This is a genomic window from Anaeromyxobacter sp. K, from assembly GCF_000020805.1.
Lineage (GTDB): Bacteria > Myxococcota > Myxococcia > Myxococcales > Anaeromyxobacteraceae > Anaeromyxobacter > Anaeromyxobacter dehalogenans.
This window is the reverse complement of sequence record NC_011145.1, coordinates 1657389-1673362: the sequence shown is the minus strand read 5'-3', so window position 1 is coordinate 1673362 and position 15974 is coordinate 1657389. Positions and strand designations below refer to the sequence as shown.

Annotated in this window: 13 protein-coding genes; 3 read left to right on the top strand and 10 right to left on the bottom strand. The window is 74.1% G+C overall.

Going from position 1 to position 15974, the window contains the following annotated elements; all coding sequences use genetic code 11:
* Positions 1 to 93: 93 nt before the first annotated feature.
* Both ANAEK_RS07385 and ANAEK_RS07380 read right to left on the bottom strand, forming a co-directional pair.
* Entirely contained in the window at positions 94 to 1527 is a 1434-nt protein-coding gene (locus ANAEK_RS07385; RefSeq protein ID WP_012525524.1) for a response regulator, read from the bottom strand.
* Positions 1528 to 1662: 135 nt separating this feature from the next.
* Positions 1663 to 2430, bottom strand: a complete 768-nt coding sequence (locus tag ANAEK_RS07380) for a chemotaxis protein CheW (protein WP_012525523.1) — start codon at positions 2428 to 2430, stop codon at positions 1663 to 1665.
* Between the two features lie 25 nt (positions 2431 to 2455).
* Here ANAEK_RS07380 and ANAEK_RS07375 point away from each other — a divergent pair, with 25 nt between their 5' ends.
* Entirely contained in the window at positions 2456 to 3823 is a 1368-nt protein-coding gene (locus tag ANAEK_RS07375; protein ID WP_012525522.1) for a diguanylate cyclase, read from the top strand.
* Between the two features lie 296 nt (positions 3824 to 4119).
* Here the strand turns inward: ANAEK_RS07375 and groL are convergent, their stop codons facing one another.
* A complete protein-coding gene (gene groL / locus ANAEK_RS07370) occupies positions 4120 to 5763 on the bottom strand; it encodes a chaperonin GroEL (RefSeq protein WP_012525521.1) in 1644 nt (547 codons plus the stop codon).
* Positions 5764 to 6022: 259 nt separating this feature from the next.
* On the opposite strand from groL, the gene ANAEK_RS07365 reads away from it, so the two are divergent.
* Together ANAEK_RS07365 and ANAEK_RS07360 are read left to right on the top strand one after the other, a co-directional pair.
* Positions 6023 to 7084, top strand: a complete 1062-nt coding sequence (locus ANAEK_RS07365) for a metallopeptidase family protein (protein WP_012525520.1) — start codon at positions 6023 to 6025, stop codon at positions 7082 to 7084.
* A gap of 549 nt (positions 7085 to 7633) precedes the next feature.
* Complete coding sequence (locus tag ANAEK_RS07360) at positions 7634 to 8722, top strand: HNH endonuclease (RefSeq protein ID WP_012525519.1); 1089 nt, start codon at positions 7634 to 7636, stop codon at positions 8720 to 8722.
* Positions 8723 to 8818: 96 nt separating this feature from the next.
* On the opposite strand, the gene ANAEK_RS07355 is transcribed toward ANAEK_RS07360, so the two are convergent.
* The 7 genes from ANAEK_RS07355 to nosZ form a co-directional block, all read right to left on the bottom strand.
* Positions 8819 to 9781 (bottom strand): patatin-like phospholipase family protein, encoded by a 963-nt coding sequence (locus ANAEK_RS07355; protein ID WP_012525518.1) that lies wholly within the window; start codon positions 9779 to 9781, stop codon positions 8819 to 8821.
* A 68-nt stretch (positions 9782 to 9849) separates the two neighbouring features.
* Positions 9850 to 10692, bottom strand: a complete 843-nt coding sequence (locus tag ANAEK_RS07350) for an ABC transporter permease (RefSeq protein WP_012525517.1) — start codon at positions 10690 to 10692, stop codon at positions 9850 to 9852.
* Complete coding sequence (locus tag ANAEK_RS07345; RefSeq protein WP_012525516.1) at positions 10689 to 11156, bottom strand: nitrous oxide reductase accessory protein NosL; 468 nt, start codon at positions 11154 to 11156, stop codon at positions 10689 to 10691. Before ANAEK_RS07345 ends, ANAEK_RS07350 begins: the two co-directional genes overlap by 4 nt.
* Positions 11153 to 12052 (bottom strand): ABC transporter ATP-binding protein, encoded by a 900-nt coding sequence (locus tag ANAEK_RS07340; RefSeq protein WP_012525515.1) that lies wholly within the window; start codon positions 12050 to 12052, stop codon positions 11153 to 11155. Before ANAEK_RS07340 ends, ANAEK_RS07345 begins: the two co-directional genes overlap by 4 nt.
* On the bottom strand, positions 12049 to 13425 hold the full coding sequence (locus ANAEK_RS07335) for a nitrous oxide reductase family maturation protein NosD (RefSeq protein WP_012525514.1): 1377 nt from the start codon (positions 13423 to 13425) through the stop codon (positions 12049 to 12051). The genes ANAEK_RS07340 and ANAEK_RS07335 overlap by 4 nt, the downstream gene beginning before the upstream one ends.
* Positions 13426 to 13429: 4 nt before the next feature.
* On the bottom strand, positions 13430 to 14086 hold the full coding sequence (locus tag ANAEK_RS07330; protein ID WP_012525513.1) for a hypothetical protein: 657 nt from the start codon (positions 14084 to 14086) through the stop codon (positions 13430 to 13432).
* 21 nt (positions 14087 to 14107) lie between these two features.
* Complete coding sequence (gene nosZ, locus ANAEK_RS07325; RefSeq protein WP_012525512.1) at positions 14108 to 15970, bottom strand: Sec-dependent nitrous-oxide reductase; 1863 nt, start codon at positions 15968 to 15970, stop codon at positions 14108 to 14110.
* Between the last annotated feature and the right edge of the window lie 4 nt (positions 15971 to 15974).

The following is a 15974-nucleotide window of genomic DNA, read 5'->3' as shown; positions in this document are numbered from 1 at the left end:
TCTCCGGGCCTGCGCGGGCCGCGGCCGCCCGGCGATCGGGCGCGCGGCCTCGGCGCGGCATGCGTTGGGAACGGGCGGCGCCGCCGCGGCGGCTCAGCCCTGGCGCTGCTTGACGAGGCGGTCGAGGTTCTCGCGGATGATCGTCTCCGCGAGCTCGGGGACCACCTCCCAGACCACCCGCTCGATGACCTCGCGCGACGCCTTGCCGATGGCCTCGCGCAGCGCCGCCTCTCCACCGTCGGCCGCGGCGGCCGCCGGCGCCGGCGCGTGGCCGGTGGAGGCGGCGGGGGGTACGAACGCGTGCATGGGCGCGAGCTCCGGCGCCTCGTCCGCCGCGCCGGGCAGCTCCACCGGCGCGCCCGCGGGCGCCGCGCTCGGCGCCTCCCGCTCCGGCGCCGGAGCCGGCCTCGCCACGGCGGGCTCGCCGCCGAGGTCGAGATCGCTCCAGTCGGTCTCGGGCGCGGACGGCGGCGGCGGCGCGTTCACCGCGCGCTGCGGGCCGCCGGGCCCGACCTGCGGGCCCTGCACGCCGAAGCCGAACGGATCGCGGCGGGCGGCGGGCTGCGGGATGGGGGTGGGCGAGGGGCGCGCGCCGGGCGGCGGCATCCCGGGGCCGGGGCGGAAGCCCGCGGGGGCGCCGGCCGGCATCGCCGGGCGAGCGCCGGGGGGCATCCCGGCCGCGGGGCGGGCGCCGGGGGGCGGCATGCCGGGTCCAGGGGGCCGCGCACCGGGCGCCATCCCGGGGCGCATCCCGGGCGCCGCCGGGCGGGCGCCGGGGGGCGGCATGCCGGGACCGGGGAGACGCGCGCCGGGGGGCGGCGCGGCGCCGGGGCGGAAGCCGGCGGGCGCGCCGGGCGCGGGCGACCGGGCGCCGGGGGGCATGCCAGGCCGCAGCTCGGGCGCGGCCGGGCGGGCGCCGGGCGGGAAGCCGGCGCCGGGCGGGCGGGCGCCCGGAGGCGGCATCCCGGGGCCGGGCGCGAGCGGACGGCCCGCGCCGGCGGGGACGGCGGACAGGGGGCGGGCGCCGGGCGCGGCCGGACCGGCCGGGCGCGCGGCGGCGGGCGGCGCCAGCGGGGCGCGCTGTGAGGGCACCGGGGCCTGCGCGGCGGGCTGCGGCGCGGCGCCGGCGCCCCGGTACGGCGAGGGCGCGGTGACGGGCGGCTCGCCGAGGAGCTCGCGCACCTTGTTGATGAGCGCCTGGCTCTCGAACGGCTTGGAGATGTGGCCGTCGGCGTGCGCACCGCGGGCGCGGGCCTCGTCGAACGCCTCGAACGTCCCGGCCAGCAGCAGCACCGGGATGCCGCGAAGGGCCGGATCGGACTTCACCGCCTCGCACAGCTCGTAGCCGTTGCGCCGCGGCATCACCACGTCCGCCAGGATCACGGCGGGGCGGAGCTCGCGCGCCTTGGCGAGCGCGTCCTCCCCGTTGTCCACGGCGACGACCTGTACGTCCTCGCTCGCGAAGGTGATGCCCACGACCTTCTGGATCGTGATCGAGTCGTCCGCGAGGAGAAGGGTCTTGGGCATGGGGCGGGTTTCCGGGCCGTTCCGGGCCTGTGGAGAGGATCCACTCCAGTACCGCCGGGATCCCTCGAATGTCAAGATTTGCGGGGCTTTGCGCAGGGTTGGCGACACTCGAGGTCCGCGTCGCGCCGGCGCCGGCTAGCCCCCGAACAGCGCATCCCACGGCGGCCGCAGCACGTCCTCGCCGCCCTCCCCGACCCCGAGCACGCGGTCGGCCACCACCCCGATGCCGGCGCCGCCCGCGTCGAGCAGGAGCACGGTGCGCCCCTCCCCTCCGGCGCCGCCGTACAGCACGGCCAGGTCCACCACCGGGTGGAGCGCGCGGCCGTGGTAGAGCAGCCCGCGGTGCGAGGGCGGCGTGAGCGGCACCGGCGCGAGCGCCGGTTCCTCCAGCACCTGCAGGAGCAGCGCGAGCGGGACCGCGTACTCCCGGCCCGCCCGCGCGAACCGCAGCTCGCGCTCGGCGGCGAGGCCGAGGTCGGGCGGCGGCTCGGCCGCGTCCAGCGCCGGCTCGAGCGGGGCGAAGCCGAGCGTCCCGACCGACAGCTCCAGCGTCACGGCCCCGCCCATCACGATCGCGCCGGCGAACGGCGGCGGCTGCGGCAGCGGCGTGCGCGCAGGGAGCTGGAAGAACTCGGCCTCGGAGAGGTCCACGATCCCGTGCAGCGCCTCGACGCGCAGCGCCACGCGCGGGGGGCCCTCGGTGAGGAGCGCGAAGGGGCACCGGCCGCCGGGGAGCCCCAGCACCGTGGAGACGAACGCCGCGGGCACCGCCTCGCCCCGGGCGATCACCTCGCCGGCCGCCTCGGGGACCGCGACGATCTCGCGGAGCTGCGCCAGGCGCAGGGCCAGGCGCACACCGCCCGCCGAGAACAGGAGCGCCTTGCGGTCCGAGGGGAGCGACACGGGCCATGATATACGACGATCCGCGATGGCCTACTCGGTCCTCCTCGTGGACGACGAGCGCTTCGCGCGCACCGTGTACTCGGACTACCTGCGCGCCGCGGGGTACGAGGTCGAGCTCGCGGAGGACGCGGAGGCGGCGCTCGCGCTCCTGCGCCAGCGGCGCTTCGACGTGCTGCTCACCGACGTGATCCTCCCGGGCTCGTCCGGCCTGGACCTGCTCTCGGCCGCGAAGCAGCTCGACCCGAACCTCGAGGTCACGGTCATCACCGCGCTCGACAAGGTGGACCCGGCCGTGCGCGCCATGAAGTCCGGCGCCTCGGACTACCTGGTGAAGCCGGTGACGCCGGAGCAGCTCCAGCTCGCGCTGCAGCGCTGCCTCGCCACCCGCGAGCTGCTCGCCGAGAACAAGGTGCTGCGCGCGCACCTCACGCTGTTCGAGACCGGCCAGCGCATCGCCGCCACGCTCGATCGCGACAAGCTGGTGCCGATGGCCCTCGCGTCGGTCGCGACGGCGGCGCGCAGCCCGGTCGCGGCGCTCATGGAGAAGGCGGCGGACGGGAGCTGGGTGCCCTCCGGCGCGCACGGGACCGATCACGCGGTCGCGATCGAGCTGCTCGCCGCCTGCCGCGCGGATCTCGATGCGCTGGGGGCCGAGCCGACCGCCCGCGGCGAGCAGGCGCCGGGCGAGCTGGGGCCGTTCGGGCCGCGCGCGCTGCTCCTGCCGGTCACCGAGGAGGGCGCGCTGCTCGGGGCCGTGGCGGTCAACGCGCCGGGCCCGCTCGATCCGGCCGGCGCCGAGGCGGTGGGGTACCTCTGCCGCAACCTGGGGCTCGCGCTCCGCAACCTCGGCCGGCTGAGGCAGGTCGAGCACCTCGCCTACCTCGACGACCTCACGCACCTCTACAACACCCGCTACCTCGACATGGCGCTCGACCGCGAGATGCAGAGCGGCCGCCCGTTCTCGGTCCTGTTCATGGACCTCGACCACTTCAAGACCGTCAACGACCAGCACGGCCACCTGTCCGGCTCGCGCCTGCTGGTCGAGGTGGCCCGCGTGCTCCGCTCCTGCGTCCGCGACGAGGACGTCCTGGTCCGTTACGGGGGGGACGAGTACGTGGTGCTGCTGGTCGGGATCGACTCCGGCGGCGGGCTGAAGGTGGCCGAGCGGGTCCGCCGGGCCATCGAGGACCACCGGTTCCTGTCACGGGAGGGCGCCCGGGTGCGGGTCACGGCCTCCATCGGCCTCGCCAGCTACCCCGAGCACGCCCAGGAGAAGAGCGAGATCCTCGACCTCGCCGACCGCGCCATGTACCGGGGCAAGCGCTCCAGCCGGAACGTGGTCTACATGGCGTCGAAGGACCTGCCGCCGATCCCGGCCGGCGAGCGGCCGTAGGCGGCCCGCGTCCGGGCTCGGGTTCGACGGGCTCACCCGAGCGGCAAAAAAAACGCGGGGCCAAGGAAGGATCCTTGGCCCCGCTGACGACGACTGCCGGGTTCCGCCCGTCCGAGCACGTAGTAGCGGCTGCCCTCGTCATCGACGAGACGGTCCGATATCGCGCTGGCCGTCCGTCGTATGCAAATACCCTACCCGACCGAGGGCCCGGTGTCAATGACGCACCCCGTCGGGGGACGGGGAACCCCCTGCACCGCGGGCGGCGCAGGGGGGAAAACCCTCGGGACGGCGGGACGCTAGTAGTCCATCTCGTCCATGCCGCCGCCCATCCCGGCACCGCCAGCGCCGGCCGCGGCCTTCTTCTTCGGCTTGTCGGCGACCATCGCCTCGGTGGTGAGCAGGAGGCTCGCCACCGACGCCGCGTTCTGGAGCGCGGTACGGGAGACCTTGGTCGGATCGATGACGCCAGCCTTGGTCAGGTCCTCGAAGGTGTCGGTCGCGGCGTTGAAGCCGAACGCGCCCTGCCCCTCGAGGATCTTGTTCACCACCACCGGCCCGTCCCAGCCGGCGTTCTCGGCGATGCGCCGGGCCGGCCACTCGAGCGCCTTCACCACGATCTGCACGCCGAACCGCTGATCGCCCTGCCCGACGTCGAGCTTCTGGAGCTCGGCCAGGGCGCGGAGGTACGCCACGCCGCCGCCGGGGACGATGCCCTCCTCGACCGCGGCGCGGGTGGCGTGGAGCGCGTCCTCGACCCGGGCCTTCTTCTCCTTCATCTCGGTCTCGGTGGCGGCGCCCACGTTGATGACCGCCACGCCGCCCACCAGCTTGGCGAGCCGCTCCTGCAGCTTCTCGCGGTCGTACTCCGAGGTGGTCTCCTCGATCTGGCCGCGCATCACCTTGATGCGGGCCTGGATGTCCTCCTTCTTGCCCTCGCCGTCCACGATGGTGGTGTTGTCCTTGTCCACCGTGATGCGCTTGGCGCGGCCGAGGTCCTTCAGGCCGAGCTGGTCGAGCTTGATGCCGAGCTCCTCGGCCACCACCGTGCCGCCGGTGAGGGTGGCGATGTCCTTCAGCATCTCCTTGCGGCGGTCGCCGAAGCCGGGGGCCTTCACCGCGCACACGTGCAGCGTGCCGCGCAGCTTGTTGACCACGAGCGTCGCGAGCGCCTCGCCCTCGACCTCCTCCGCGATGATGAGGAGCGGCTTGCCGGAGCGCGCCACCTGCTCGAGCACCGGGATGAGGTCGGCCATCGCCGTGATCTTCTTCTCGGTGATGAGGATGTACGGATCCTCGAGCACCGCCTCCATCCGGTCGGGGTTGGTGACGAAGTACGGCGACGAGTAGCCGCGGTCGAACTGCATGCCCTCGACCACGTCGAGCGTGGTCTCGAGGCCCTTCGCCTCCTCGACCGTGATCACGCCCTCCTTGCCGACCTTCTCCATCGCCTCGGCGATGATGTTGCCGATGGTGGTGTCGCCGTTCGCGGAGATGGTGCCGACCTGGGCGATGTCCTCCTTGCCCTTCGTCGGGGTGGAGAGCTTCTTGAGATGCGCCACCACCACCTCGACCGCGCGGTCGATGCCGCGCTTCAGGTCCATGGGGTTGTGGCCGGCCGCGACCAGCTTCAGGCCCTCCTCGTAGATCGAGCGCGCGAGCACGGTGGCGGTGGTGGTGCCGTCGCCGGCCTTGTCGGAGGTCTGCGAGGCGACCTCCTTCACCATCTGCGCGCCCATGTTCTCGAACTTGGACTCGACCTCGATCTCCTTGGCGACGGTGACGCCGTCCTTGGTGATGGTCGGCGCGCCGAAGCTCTTCTCGATCACCACGTTCCGGCCCTTCGGGCCGAGGGTCACCGCGACGGCTTCGGCCAGCGTCTGCACCCCGCGGAGGATGGCCTCGCGGGCGGGCTGGTGGAATGCGATCTCCTTGGCGGGCATGCCGGTCTCCTTTTCAGAGAAGCTGCAATGATCCTGAGATGTTGTGGGGCGACTCGGGTTGGCAGTCGCCCCGGGCGGCCGCTAACATAACCGCTCTCCGACCTCGGTCAAGCGGCGCCTGGCCGCGACCTCGCGGGTCCGTGGACGGCCCGCCGGATCCGCGCCGTCCGTGAAGCCCGCGCGACCGAGCCCGGCCCGCGCCCCTCCCCCGGGGGCGCGCGCGTTTGACACCGGCCGCCCGCCCCGCTACTCGCGACGCATGCCCGGTCCCGACGCGCTGGACGATCTCCTCGACGACGCCGCCGCCGCGCTCGAGGAGGGCGAGCCCGAGGAGGCGCTCGCCCGCGCCGAGGAGGCGGTGGCCCGCGCGCCCCGGTCGGTCCCGGCGCTGCACCTGCGCGCCGCCGCGCTCGCCGCGCTCGACCGGCTCGACGACGCGGCCGACGCGTACGAGCGCGCGCTGGAGCGCGGGCGGGACGACCCCGAGCTGCTCGCGGGCGCGGCCGACTTCCACCTGAACGTGCTCGCCGACGAGGACACCGCGCGCGAGCGGGCCGAGCGCGCGCTGGAGCTGGCGCGGCGGGGGTCGCGGGCCGCCCGGAAGCTCGACGACCCGGACCTCGCCGCCGACCTCGCCTACCTCGAGGGCGCGGCGCTCGACCAGCTCGGCCGCGCGGACGAGGCGCTGGTCCGGCTGGAGGAGGCCGCGCGGACCGCGCCGGACCGGGTGGAGATCCTGCTCGAGCAGGCGTTCGCGCTGTACGAGCTGTCGCGCCTCGACGACGCGCGCGCGGTGCTGCTCCGGGCCGAGGCGCTCGACCGGAAGGATCCGTGGGTGCACCACCAGCTCGGGCTGGTGGCCGAGCGGCTGGGCGACGCGGCCGAGGCGGCGCGCCGGTTCGCGCGGGCGCGCAAGCTCGCGCCGGAGGAGTTCCCGGAGCCGGTCTCGCTCACGCACGAGGCGTTCGACGCCGCGGTGGAGGCGGCGCTGGAGCGGCTGCCCGAGCCGGTGCGGCGGTACCTGTCGAACGTCGCCATCACCGTCGAGGACCTGCCGCAGGACGACGACCTGCGCGGCTCCGAGCCGCCGCTCTCGCCGGCGATCCTGGGGCTGTTCCGCGGCGCGCCGTGGGGGCAGAAGGCGTCGATGGATCCGTGGAGCCACTTCCCGTCGTCGATCGTGCTCTACCAGAGGAACCTGGAGCGGTTCGCGCGGAGCCGCGAGGAGCTCGTCGAGGAGATCGGGGTGACGCTGGTGCACGAGGTCGGGCACTTCCTCGGGCTGGACGAGGAGGAGCTCTGGGAGCGGGGGTTGGATTAGGGGCCTTCGCTGGCGCTTGGGGAGCGGGCTGGTTGGTGGGGGCGGCGCGGTCGGTTGTTTGGCTTCTGAGGGGGCAGCGGCGGTCGGGGGCGGGGCTGTTGGCCGGGACCGGTCGTTGCGGAATCGGCTTGCGAGAGGCCTGAGGGTGGGACGCGGGGCGCGGGGGGGCGCCTGCGAGAGCCGGGCTACGACGGCGCAGCGGGGTTCGGGACGGGGCCGTGGGCCGGAACCGCTGGTTGCGGGATCGGCTTGCGAGAGGCCTGAGGGTGGGACGCGGGGCGCGGGGGGCGCGTGAAGCCGAAGGCGCGGCCGTGGGCGTGGAGTGATGCTGCACCCGTTTGTCTATCAGTGAATGCTTGACGGGGTTCACGGCCGACCGCGCGTTCGCTGTCGGCGACGCGTCATCGCAGGCCTCTCGCGCGCTCGCGGCGCGGCGCTGCGGCGCTGGAAGGCGAGCCGGGGGGTCGCGGCACCGTGCCCGCGTTCTCGCCTCCTGGGGCATCCTCGTGCGTTTTACGGTGAGCGAATATCGCGTGCGATGCTTCGTGCATGGACACCGCACTCGAGTTCACGAACCGTCTCGCCGCCCTCCTCCGTTCCGAGCGCCACTCCATGGCCGACTTTCTCGTCGCGCTCTCGGAGTTCGATCGGCGCGGGCTGTACCGGGAGCGCGGGCACACCTCGCTGTTCTCGTTCCTGCGGCGCGAGCTGGGGCTCTCGGCGGGCGCAGCGCAGTACCGCAAGACGGCGGCGGAGCTCATCCGGCGGTACCCGGCGGTCGAGGAGGCGCTCCGCGACGGGAAGCTGTGCCTCTCCTCGGTCTGCGAGCTGGCAAAGGTGGTGACCGCCGAGAACTGCGCCGAGGTCCTGCCGCGGTTCTTCGGGCTGTCGAGCCGGGACGCGGCGGCGGTTGCGGTCTCCATCCGTCCTGTCGAGAACCCGCCGCGCCGCGAGGTCATCGTGCCCATCAGGGCGGCGGTTTCGGCGCCGGCGGAGACGACGGCAAGCGCGGTTCCGGCTTCAGTTCGGGCGCCCGAACTGAATGCACCCGACCGGGTCCTCCTGTTTCATGCGCATGAAGCGGCGCCGCCTCCCCCCGCTCGCAGTGAGCCTGTCGAGCTGCGAGCGGTGAGCCCCGCCGCCAGGCCGAGCTCCGTGGACTGGCTCGGGGGCGATTCGGCCCGCATGCACCTCACCGTCTCGAAGGCGTTTCTGGCGAAGCTCGACGCGGCACGCGATGCGCTGTCTCACGCCATGCCCGGCGCCACCCGCGAGGACGTCCTCGAGGCGGCGCTCGACGTGCTCCTCGCCGACCGCAACCGGCGCAAGGGGCTCACGGCTCGGCCGCAGCAGACTCCACGGCCCTCCAAGCCGGACCACATTCCCGCCCACGTGCGCCGCGAGGTCTGGGAGCGGGATGGCGGGCGGTGCACCTTCGTGCTGCCGTCCGGCGAGGTGTGCGGCTCGACGCGCCGGCTCGAGCTCGACCACGTCGTGCCGCGGGCGCGCGGCGGGGTCTCCACGGCGGGCAACCTCAGGATCCGTTGCCGGGGTCACAACCTCGAGGAGGCGCGGCGGGTCCTCGGCGATGGGTTGATGGACGGCTACGCTCCGCGGCGTCGCCGCGGGTCGGCGTGAGGGGCGCGCCCTCGGGTCCAGCTCGGGCGGTCGCGTTCCCGCCCGCCGCCCTGATCCCCGCCTCGCTCCGGGTCCGGTTTGCTGGGTCCGGCTTGCTCACGCCCGGGGGCGCTGGGCGGCCTGCTTCGCCTTCCACGCCTCGATCGCGGCGCGCACGCGGGGCATGGCGGCGCGCGCCGCGTCGATGCCGGACTGGACGCAGCGCTTCTTCTGCGTGAAGTCGAGCATGCCGACGCCGCGCACGTCGGGCTGGACCAGCACGTCGGCGCCCTGCTTCCGGTGCGCCACGTTCTCCGCGAACATGATGTTGGTGGCCTGGAGGATCACGTCGAGCGCGTTGCGGATGCTGGTGTTCCCGACGTCCTCGGAGATGTCCACGGCGATCACCACCTCGGCGCCCTTCTCGCGGGCCACGTCGATGGGGATGTTGTCCACCACGCCGCCGTCCACGAGCAGCTTCCCCATGTGGCCGACGGGCTCGAAGATGCCGGGGATGGCCGACGACGCGCGGACGGCGGGCGCGACGGGACCGCGGTCGATCACCACCCGCGTGCCCCAGTTCAGGTCCGTCGCCACGGCCGCGAACGGCACCTTCAGCTGCTCGATGCTGGGCTGCTTCACCTTCGCCCGCACGAACGCGTCGAGCTTCTCGCCCTTGGCGTAGCCCATGCCCATCACCGCGTTCACGAGCCGGAAGTCGAACAGGTCGTCCTGCTGGAGCTGGAACGCGGTCCACTCGAGATCGAACGAGTCCTTCTCGCTCGCGTACAGCGCGCCGATGAGGCTGCCGACGCTGGTCCCGACCACGAGGTCCACGGGGATCCGCTCCTGCTCGAGCACCCGGATCACGCCGATGTGGGCGAAGCCGCGGGCGGCGCCGCCGCCGAGGACGAGCGCGATCCTGGGCTCGCGCACGGGGGCGGGCGGCGGGGGGACCGCGGGCGCTGGGGCGGGCGCGGACGGGAACGGCGCGGCAGGGGCGACGGGGCCGGCGGTGCGGCAGCCGGCGAGCGCGGCCAGCGCGGCGGCGGAGAGGGCGGCGAGGGGGGTGCGGCGCATCGGGCGATTCTGGCGCGGGACGCGGGCGCGCACCAGCGCCCTGGCGGCCCGGAGGCTCCGACAGTCCCTTACAGATCCACCCGCCCGATCCGGCGCGCCGCCAGCGCGGCCGGCACCACGATCCAGAGCGCGAGCGACGACGCGAGCGCGACCGCGGCGCCGGCGGGACCACCGGTGAACCGCAGGAACGCGAGCGACGCCGCGCCGAACGCCGCGGTGCCCTCGACGGCGAGGAGCGCGCCGGTCCGCACCGCGCCGACGGGGTTCGCGATCACCGCGACCACGAGCAGGCGCGAGGCGGTCCCGGAGGGCAGCAGCGACGCCACGCCGAGCGCGGCCACGTCGAGCAGGACCACGGCCGCGAACCACACCACCACGGCCACGGCGAGCGCCCGCACGCGCCGGCGGCCCACCGCGCCGGCCGCGATCAGCGCGGCGATGGCGAGGAACGCCGCGGTGAGCAGGGCCGCGCCGAGCACGAGCAGCGCGTACCCTCCCCCACCCTCCTCGCCGGCCTGCGAGAACACCACCACGCCGGCGGCGCCGAACCCGACCAGCTCGGCGGCGGAGAGCGCCGCGAACAGGCCGAGCAGCTGGCCGAGCAAGATGGTCCGGCGCGACACCGGCTGGGCGTACAGCAGCTCCGCGGTGCCGCGCTCCGGCGCGAGCGCGAGGACGCCCATGAGCAGCGCCGCCAGCGGGACCACCAGCGCCACCAGCTCCACCAGCGACGCGCTGGTCCGGGCGAAGTCCTGGAACCCGTGCCCGCCGGAGAGGACGTAGCCGGACCCGGCCACGCCGAGCGAGAGCACGGCGAACACGGCCGCGAAGATCTGCACCCAGCGCGAGCGCGCCGCGAGCAGCAGCTCCTGGCGCGCCACGAGGAGCAAGGGCGACCGGCCGAGGCTCATCGACGCTCCGCCGACGGTGCCGCGCCGAGGAGCTCCGCGGCCGGCACCGGGACGGCACCCCTGGCGGCGGGGTCGGCGTCGCGCGACGCGGCGTCCGCGTGCGCGATCAGCTCCGAGCCCATGGGCGTGCGGAGCCCGGGCACGCGCGAGACCGTCGCCGCCTCGGCGCGCACCCAGGCCGAGGTCCGGTGATCGGCGACGTACGCCACCGCCCCCCGCGGCAGCCGCGGGTGCTCGCGCAGGTAGTCGCGCAGGCACCCGAGGTCGTCGAAGAAGCGCGGCTCCTCGCCCGGCGCGACGAGCTGGGCGGCGAACGGCGGATCCGACACCATCATGCGGCAGTGGGCGCAGGCGTCGTTGCGGGGATCGAGCCGGGCCGGCGCCGGCGTGCCGCGCTGGCAGCCGGCGGCGCAGGCCGCGGCGACCACGAGCGCGGCGAGCCGCGCGGAAACTCGTGCCCTCATGCGGAACCCTCCACCAGCTCGCGGTACAGCGGCTCCAGGCGCCCGTCCTCGGCGCTGAGGCTGCGGATCTCCGCGCCCGCGGCGCGCGCCAGCTCCAGAGCCTGCGCGCGGAGCGCGGGCGGCCCCGGGATCACCAGCTCCTCGCCGGTCCAGCGCGCCCCGGGGGCGAGCGCGGCCAGCCGCTCGGCCAGCCCGGCGGGGCAGGCGTCGAGCCGCAGGCGCATGCGCCCGCGCGCGGCCAGGCGGTCCGCCAGCTCGCGCTGGCCGAGCGCCGCGACGAGCCGCCCGTCCACCAGGATCGCGATCCGGTCCGCGAGCCGCTCGGCGTCGCCGAGCTGGTGCGAGCTGAACAGCACCGTCCGCCCCTCGCCGCGCCAGCGCTCGACCAGCGCGTAGAACGCCGCCAGCCCTTCGGCGTCCAGCGCCGAGGTGGGCTCGTCGAGCAGGTAGGCCCGCGCGTCGGGCAGGGCCGCCACCGCCAGCCCGAGCCGCTGGGTCATGCCGCCCGAGTACGTCCCCACCGCCCGCTCCGCCGCGCCGTCCAGCGAGGCCGCGCGGAGCGCCTGCGCCGCGGCGCCGGGGGGCGCGCCGCGCAGGCGCCGGTAGAACTCGAGCACCTCGCGGCCGGTGAGCGACTCCGGGAAGCTCACCCGCTGCGGCAGGAACGACAGGGCGCGCCGCGCGGCCGGGTCGCGCGTGCTGGCGGGAGGCTCGCCGGCGAGCACCCGGCCCGAGGTGGGCAGCACCAGCCCCGCCGCCACCTTCAGCGAGGTGGTCTTGCCCGAGCCGTTCGGCCCGAGCAGCGCCACCACCTCCCCCGCGGCGAGCTCGAGCGAGAGCGCCTCGACGGCGCGGTGGCTCCCGTACCGCTTGGTGAGCGCCTCGAACCGGATCACGAGCGCCCCCGTCGCGCGGCCCGCCCGCCCAGCGCGAGCACCGCCAGGCCGAGCGCCACCGCGCCGGCCGAGCCCGCCACGCCCGCTGCCGACGCGCCGCCGTCCTCCGGGCGCGCCACCGGCACCGCCGGCAGCACGGGCGCCCGCGCCAGCGGGGCGTGGTCGACCGCCTGGATCCGGGCCAGCACCGGGAAGCTGCGCTCCGCGGCGGCCAGCGCCGAGGCGGCGACGCTCTGCGCGAGCAGGTCCGCGGCGGAGAGGTTCCCGCGCAGGTGATCGAACAGGCTCCCGAGGACGTGCGGCGCGTCGTTCCTCCCGTCGCCGTCGAGGTCGAGCCCGCGGTCGTCCGACCAGTAGTTGCCGTCGAACCCGGTGTCGGTGCGCCGGCCCACGAGGTCGAGCGTGGTGAGGTTGCCGACGAACGCGTTGCCCTCGAAGCGGACGCCGCCGCAGGAGTCGTACAGCACGATGGCGGCGTCGGACTCGGCGATCACGTTGCGGCGGAAGAGGTCCCGGTACGAGCCCTCCAGGAACACGCCGCGGGCGTTGTCGGCGATGAGGTTGTCCTCGGCGATCACGTCGTCGCAGGCCTTGTAGAGGAGCCCCACCGAGGCGAAGCCGCGGTTGTGCAGGAAGCGGTTGCGGCGGAACGCGATGCGGCGCGAGTACATGAGCACGGCGCCGGCGTCCGAGCGCTCGAACAGGTTGTCCTCGAAGACGTTGTCGTCCGAGAACATGTAGTGCAGCGCGTACCGGAGCTCGCGCGCGACGTTGCCGCGGATGACGCCGTGCGGGGAGGACTGGATGTAGAAGCCGTCGCGGGCGTCGCGGATCTCGTTGCGCTCGAGCGTGAACCCGTCGGTGTTCCAGACGTGGATGCCGGAGCCCTTCTCGCCCGGCTCCTTCGAGCGGATCCCCGTCACCACGTTCCCCTCGATGCGCGCGCCGTGCGCCTCGCGCAGGTAGATCCCGAACAGCGCGCGCTCGATGCGGCAGTCGCGGATCACCGCGTCGCGGGCCGCGACGTGGACGCCGGCCGAGTCGCGGCCCAGGTCGCCGCCCTCGCGCCCGTCGACGTCGAAGCCCTCCACCACCACCCCGGGCGCCCGGACGCGGACCACGCTGCCCCGGCCCGAGCCCACCAGCCGCGGGCGGCCGCGCCCGGCGAGGTGGACCGGGCGGTCGAGGTAGAGGTCGCCCTCGTACGTGCCGGGGCCCACCTCGATCCGCTCGCCCGGCGCCGCCGCGTCCACCCTGGCCTGCAGCGGCGACCTCTCGCCGGGCGGCGGCCGCCCCTCCAGGTTGCCGGCGGGGATGGCCGCCATGTCGCCCTGGGCGAGGAGGACGGCGAGGAGCGGCGCGACGGCGTCCATCGCCTCAGGGCCCGCCGGCCGGGACCGGCAGGGCCACGACGCGCCGCCGCGTGCCGCGCACGCCCAGCACGAGCGCCGCCGCCAGCGCGAACCCCACCGCGAACAGCGCGTACGAGCCGAGGCCCGGGTACGAGTACACCTCGAAGTTCGCGAGCTGGGCGCTGCCCATCATCGGCGGCATGAAGGGCGGGACCTTCACCGGCGCGCCGGGGGCGAGGTCGTGGCCGTAGCTGTACAGCTTGTAGCCGAACGACCAGAGCGAGAAGAGCCCGACGTAGGTGAACACGACCAGCGAGTCGAGCAGGTCGAGCAGCCGCCCCATCACCGCCGCCCGGAGGAAGACGAGCGCGAGGCCGCCCAGCACGAACGGCATCCACTTGAACTCGCGGAAGTCCTCCTCCGCCAGGTCGTGCATGCCGATGTAGTGGTTGAGGAGGTTGATCTCCTTCAGGTCCTGCCCGTGGTTCCCGCCCTCCAGCTTGTAGCTGTAGATGTCCAGCCGGAGCCCGTCCCCGTACTGCGGCGCGAACATGGTGAGGTTCCACAGCGGCGCGACGTAGGTCGGGACGACGAGCAGCGCCGCCACGAGCGCGAGCACCCGCGGCGTCGCGCCCACCGGCGCGGTGAGGAGCGCGTGGCTCCGCTCGAGCAGTCTCTTCATGGCGGTCCCCGGTGCGCGGCGCTACTTCGGCTTCACCACGAGATAACCCTGCATCTCCTGGTGCAGCGCGGAGCAGAAGTTCGTGCAGTAGTAGGGGAAGACGCCCGGCTTGTCGGCCTTGAAGGTGACGGTCTTGGTCTCGCCGGGATCGAGGACGACGTTGATGTTGTAGTCGAGCAGCCCGAAGCCGTGGAGCTCGTCGGTGGTCTGCTCGATGTTGGTGAGCGCGACCTTGACCGTGTCGCCCTCGTTCACCTCGATGAGCGCCGGCGTCATGCTGGACCGCACCACCACCACCTTCGCCAGCACCTCGTTGCCCTTGCGCGTCACCCCCGCGTCCTTCACGTCCCAGATCGCCAGCGGGTGCTTGTTCTCCTCCTTGGGGTAGACCTCGATCGGCTTCAGCTTGTCCGCCTTGATGATCTGCGCGTAGTGCGGCTCGGGCTCGGTGAACGCGTCGTAGACGAGCTTCATCTTGTCGCCCGAGATGTCCACGAGCTGCGAGGACTCGGGCTGCGAGGGTCCGACGGGGAGGTGCCGCCCGTGGGACAGCTTGTTGAGGCCCACCAGCCACTTCCCGTCCGGCGAGACGGTGTCGCCCTCGGCCGCGGCGAGGTGGCCGGTCGAGTAGGACATCGGGACCTTGTCCAGGACCTCCCAGGTCCCGAGCTTCCACTTCGCGAGCGCGCTGTCCACGAACAGCGAGGTGTACGCCATCCCGTCGGGCCCGAACTGCGTGTGCAGCGGCCCGAGCCCCACCGGCACCTCCGCGTCCTTGATGGACTCGTACTTGAGGACCGGGATGCCGTCCTCCTCGCCGGCGAAGTCCTTGTTCTTGATGGCGGTGAGGACCTTCTCGAAGTTGAAGGCGGTGGTGACGCCCTGGAGCTTGCCGGAGCCGACCACGTACTTGCCGTCGGGCGAGACGTCCACGCCGTGCGGCGACTTCCCGCAGGGCAGCAGGTACACGAGCCCGGGGACGGTCTTCGGATCGAGCACCTTCACGCCGCCGATCAGCTCGCCCTTCCCCTCCGCCGCCGCCTTCTCGGCCAGGCGCCAGTCGATGGCCGCGATGTAGTCGCGGTCGCGCTGCGAGGCGGTGACCTCGAGCTTCCCGGTGGCGCGCTCGGAGTTGTAGCAGGTGAGGAAGAACCAGCCCTCCGACAGCTTCTTGCCGGCGTCCCCGAGGTCCCAGTCGAACGGCGGCAGGAGCACCTGCCAGCCCAGCGACATCTGGCCGGACTTCGGGTCGACCTTGATCCCGGCCGCGACGCCCTTGTACTCGCTGGCGTACCGGTCGATCGACACCGCCTTCCCCTTGGGGATGGGGATGGAGAACCGCGAGGACATGAGGATGTACTCGCTGTTCGGCGTGATGAAGGTGGACCCGTGGTTGCCCGAGATGTTCGGCACCGGCCCGATGATCTGCCGCGTCTTGAAGTCGCGCAGGTCGATGCGCGCCACGCGCCCGTTCATCTCGTTCACGAACAGCCAGCGCCCGTCGTAGTCGCCGCCGGTCTCGGAGAGCGCCGGGTGGTGCACGTCACCCCAGGTCAGGTTGCCGAGCATGGCCTTCGACTCGTCGTCGAAGCCGTAGCCGGTGCCCGAGTACGGCGCGAACACCGGTATGGTGGTGATGTGGCGCATCGACGGGATGCCGTAGACGTAGACCTGCCCGGAGTGACCGCCGGACGAGAACATGTAGTACTCGTCGAGGTCGCCGGGCGGGACGTAGGTCTTCTCCGCCGCCACCGCGATGTCCGACGCGGCGGCGGGACGCTTCGAGCCCTTCGGCTTGCTGGGCGGGCAGCCCACCACGAGCGCCAGCGCCCCCGCCGCCGCGAGCGCCACGGCGATCCTCGTCCAGAGCTTCGTGTCGGCCATGTCT

What these genes read in the sequence shown, in the direction of transcription:
- ANAEK_RS07385 (WP_012525524.1), bottom strand. Translation starts at nt 1,527, where the DNA reads ATGCCCAAGACCCTTCTCCTCGCGGACGACTCGATCACGATCCAGAAG.
- ANAEK_RS07375 (WP_012525522.1), top strand. Translation starts at nt 2,456, where the DNA reads ATGGCCTACTCGGTCCTCCTCGTGGACGACGAGCGCTTCGCGCGCACC.
- groL (WP_012525521.1), bottom strand. Translation starts at nt 5,763, where the DNA reads ATGCCCGCCAAGGAGATCGCATTCCACCAGCCCGCCCGCGAGGCCATC.
- ANAEK_RS07365 (WP_012525520.1), top strand. Translation starts at nt 6,023, where the DNA reads ATGCCCGGTCCCGACGCGCTGGACGATCTCCTCGACGACGCCGCCGCC.
- ANAEK_RS07360 (WP_012525519.1), top strand. Translation starts at nt 7,634, where the DNA reads ATGGACACCGCACTCGAGTTCACGAACCGTCTCGCCGCCCTCCTCCGT.
- ANAEK_RS07355 (WP_012525518.1), bottom strand. Translation starts at nt 9,781, where the DNA reads ATGCGCCGCACCCCCCTCGCCGCCCTCTCCGCCGCCGCGCTGGCCGCG.
- ANAEK_RS07350 (WP_012525517.1), bottom strand. Translation starts at nt 10,692, where the DNA reads ATGAGCCTCGGCCGGTCGCCCTTGCTCCTCGTGGCGCGCCAGGAGCTG.
- ANAEK_RS07345 (WP_012525516.1), bottom strand. Translation starts at nt 11,156, where the DNA reads ATGAGGGCACGAGTTTCCGCGCGGCTCGCCGCGCTCGTGGTCGCCGCG.
- ANAEK_RS07335 (WP_012525514.1), bottom strand. Translation starts at nt 13,425, where the DNA reads ATGGACGCCGTCGCGCCGCTCCTCGCCGTCCTCCTCGCCCAGGGCGAC.
- ANAEK_RS07330 (WP_012525513.1), bottom strand. Translation starts at nt 14,086, where the DNA reads ATGAAGAGACTGCTCGAGCGGAGCCACGCGCTCCTCACCGCGCCGGTG.
- nosZ (WP_012525512.1), bottom strand. Translation starts at nt 15,970, where the DNA reads ATGGCCGACACGAAGCTCTGGACGAGGATCGCCGTGGCGCTCGCGGCG.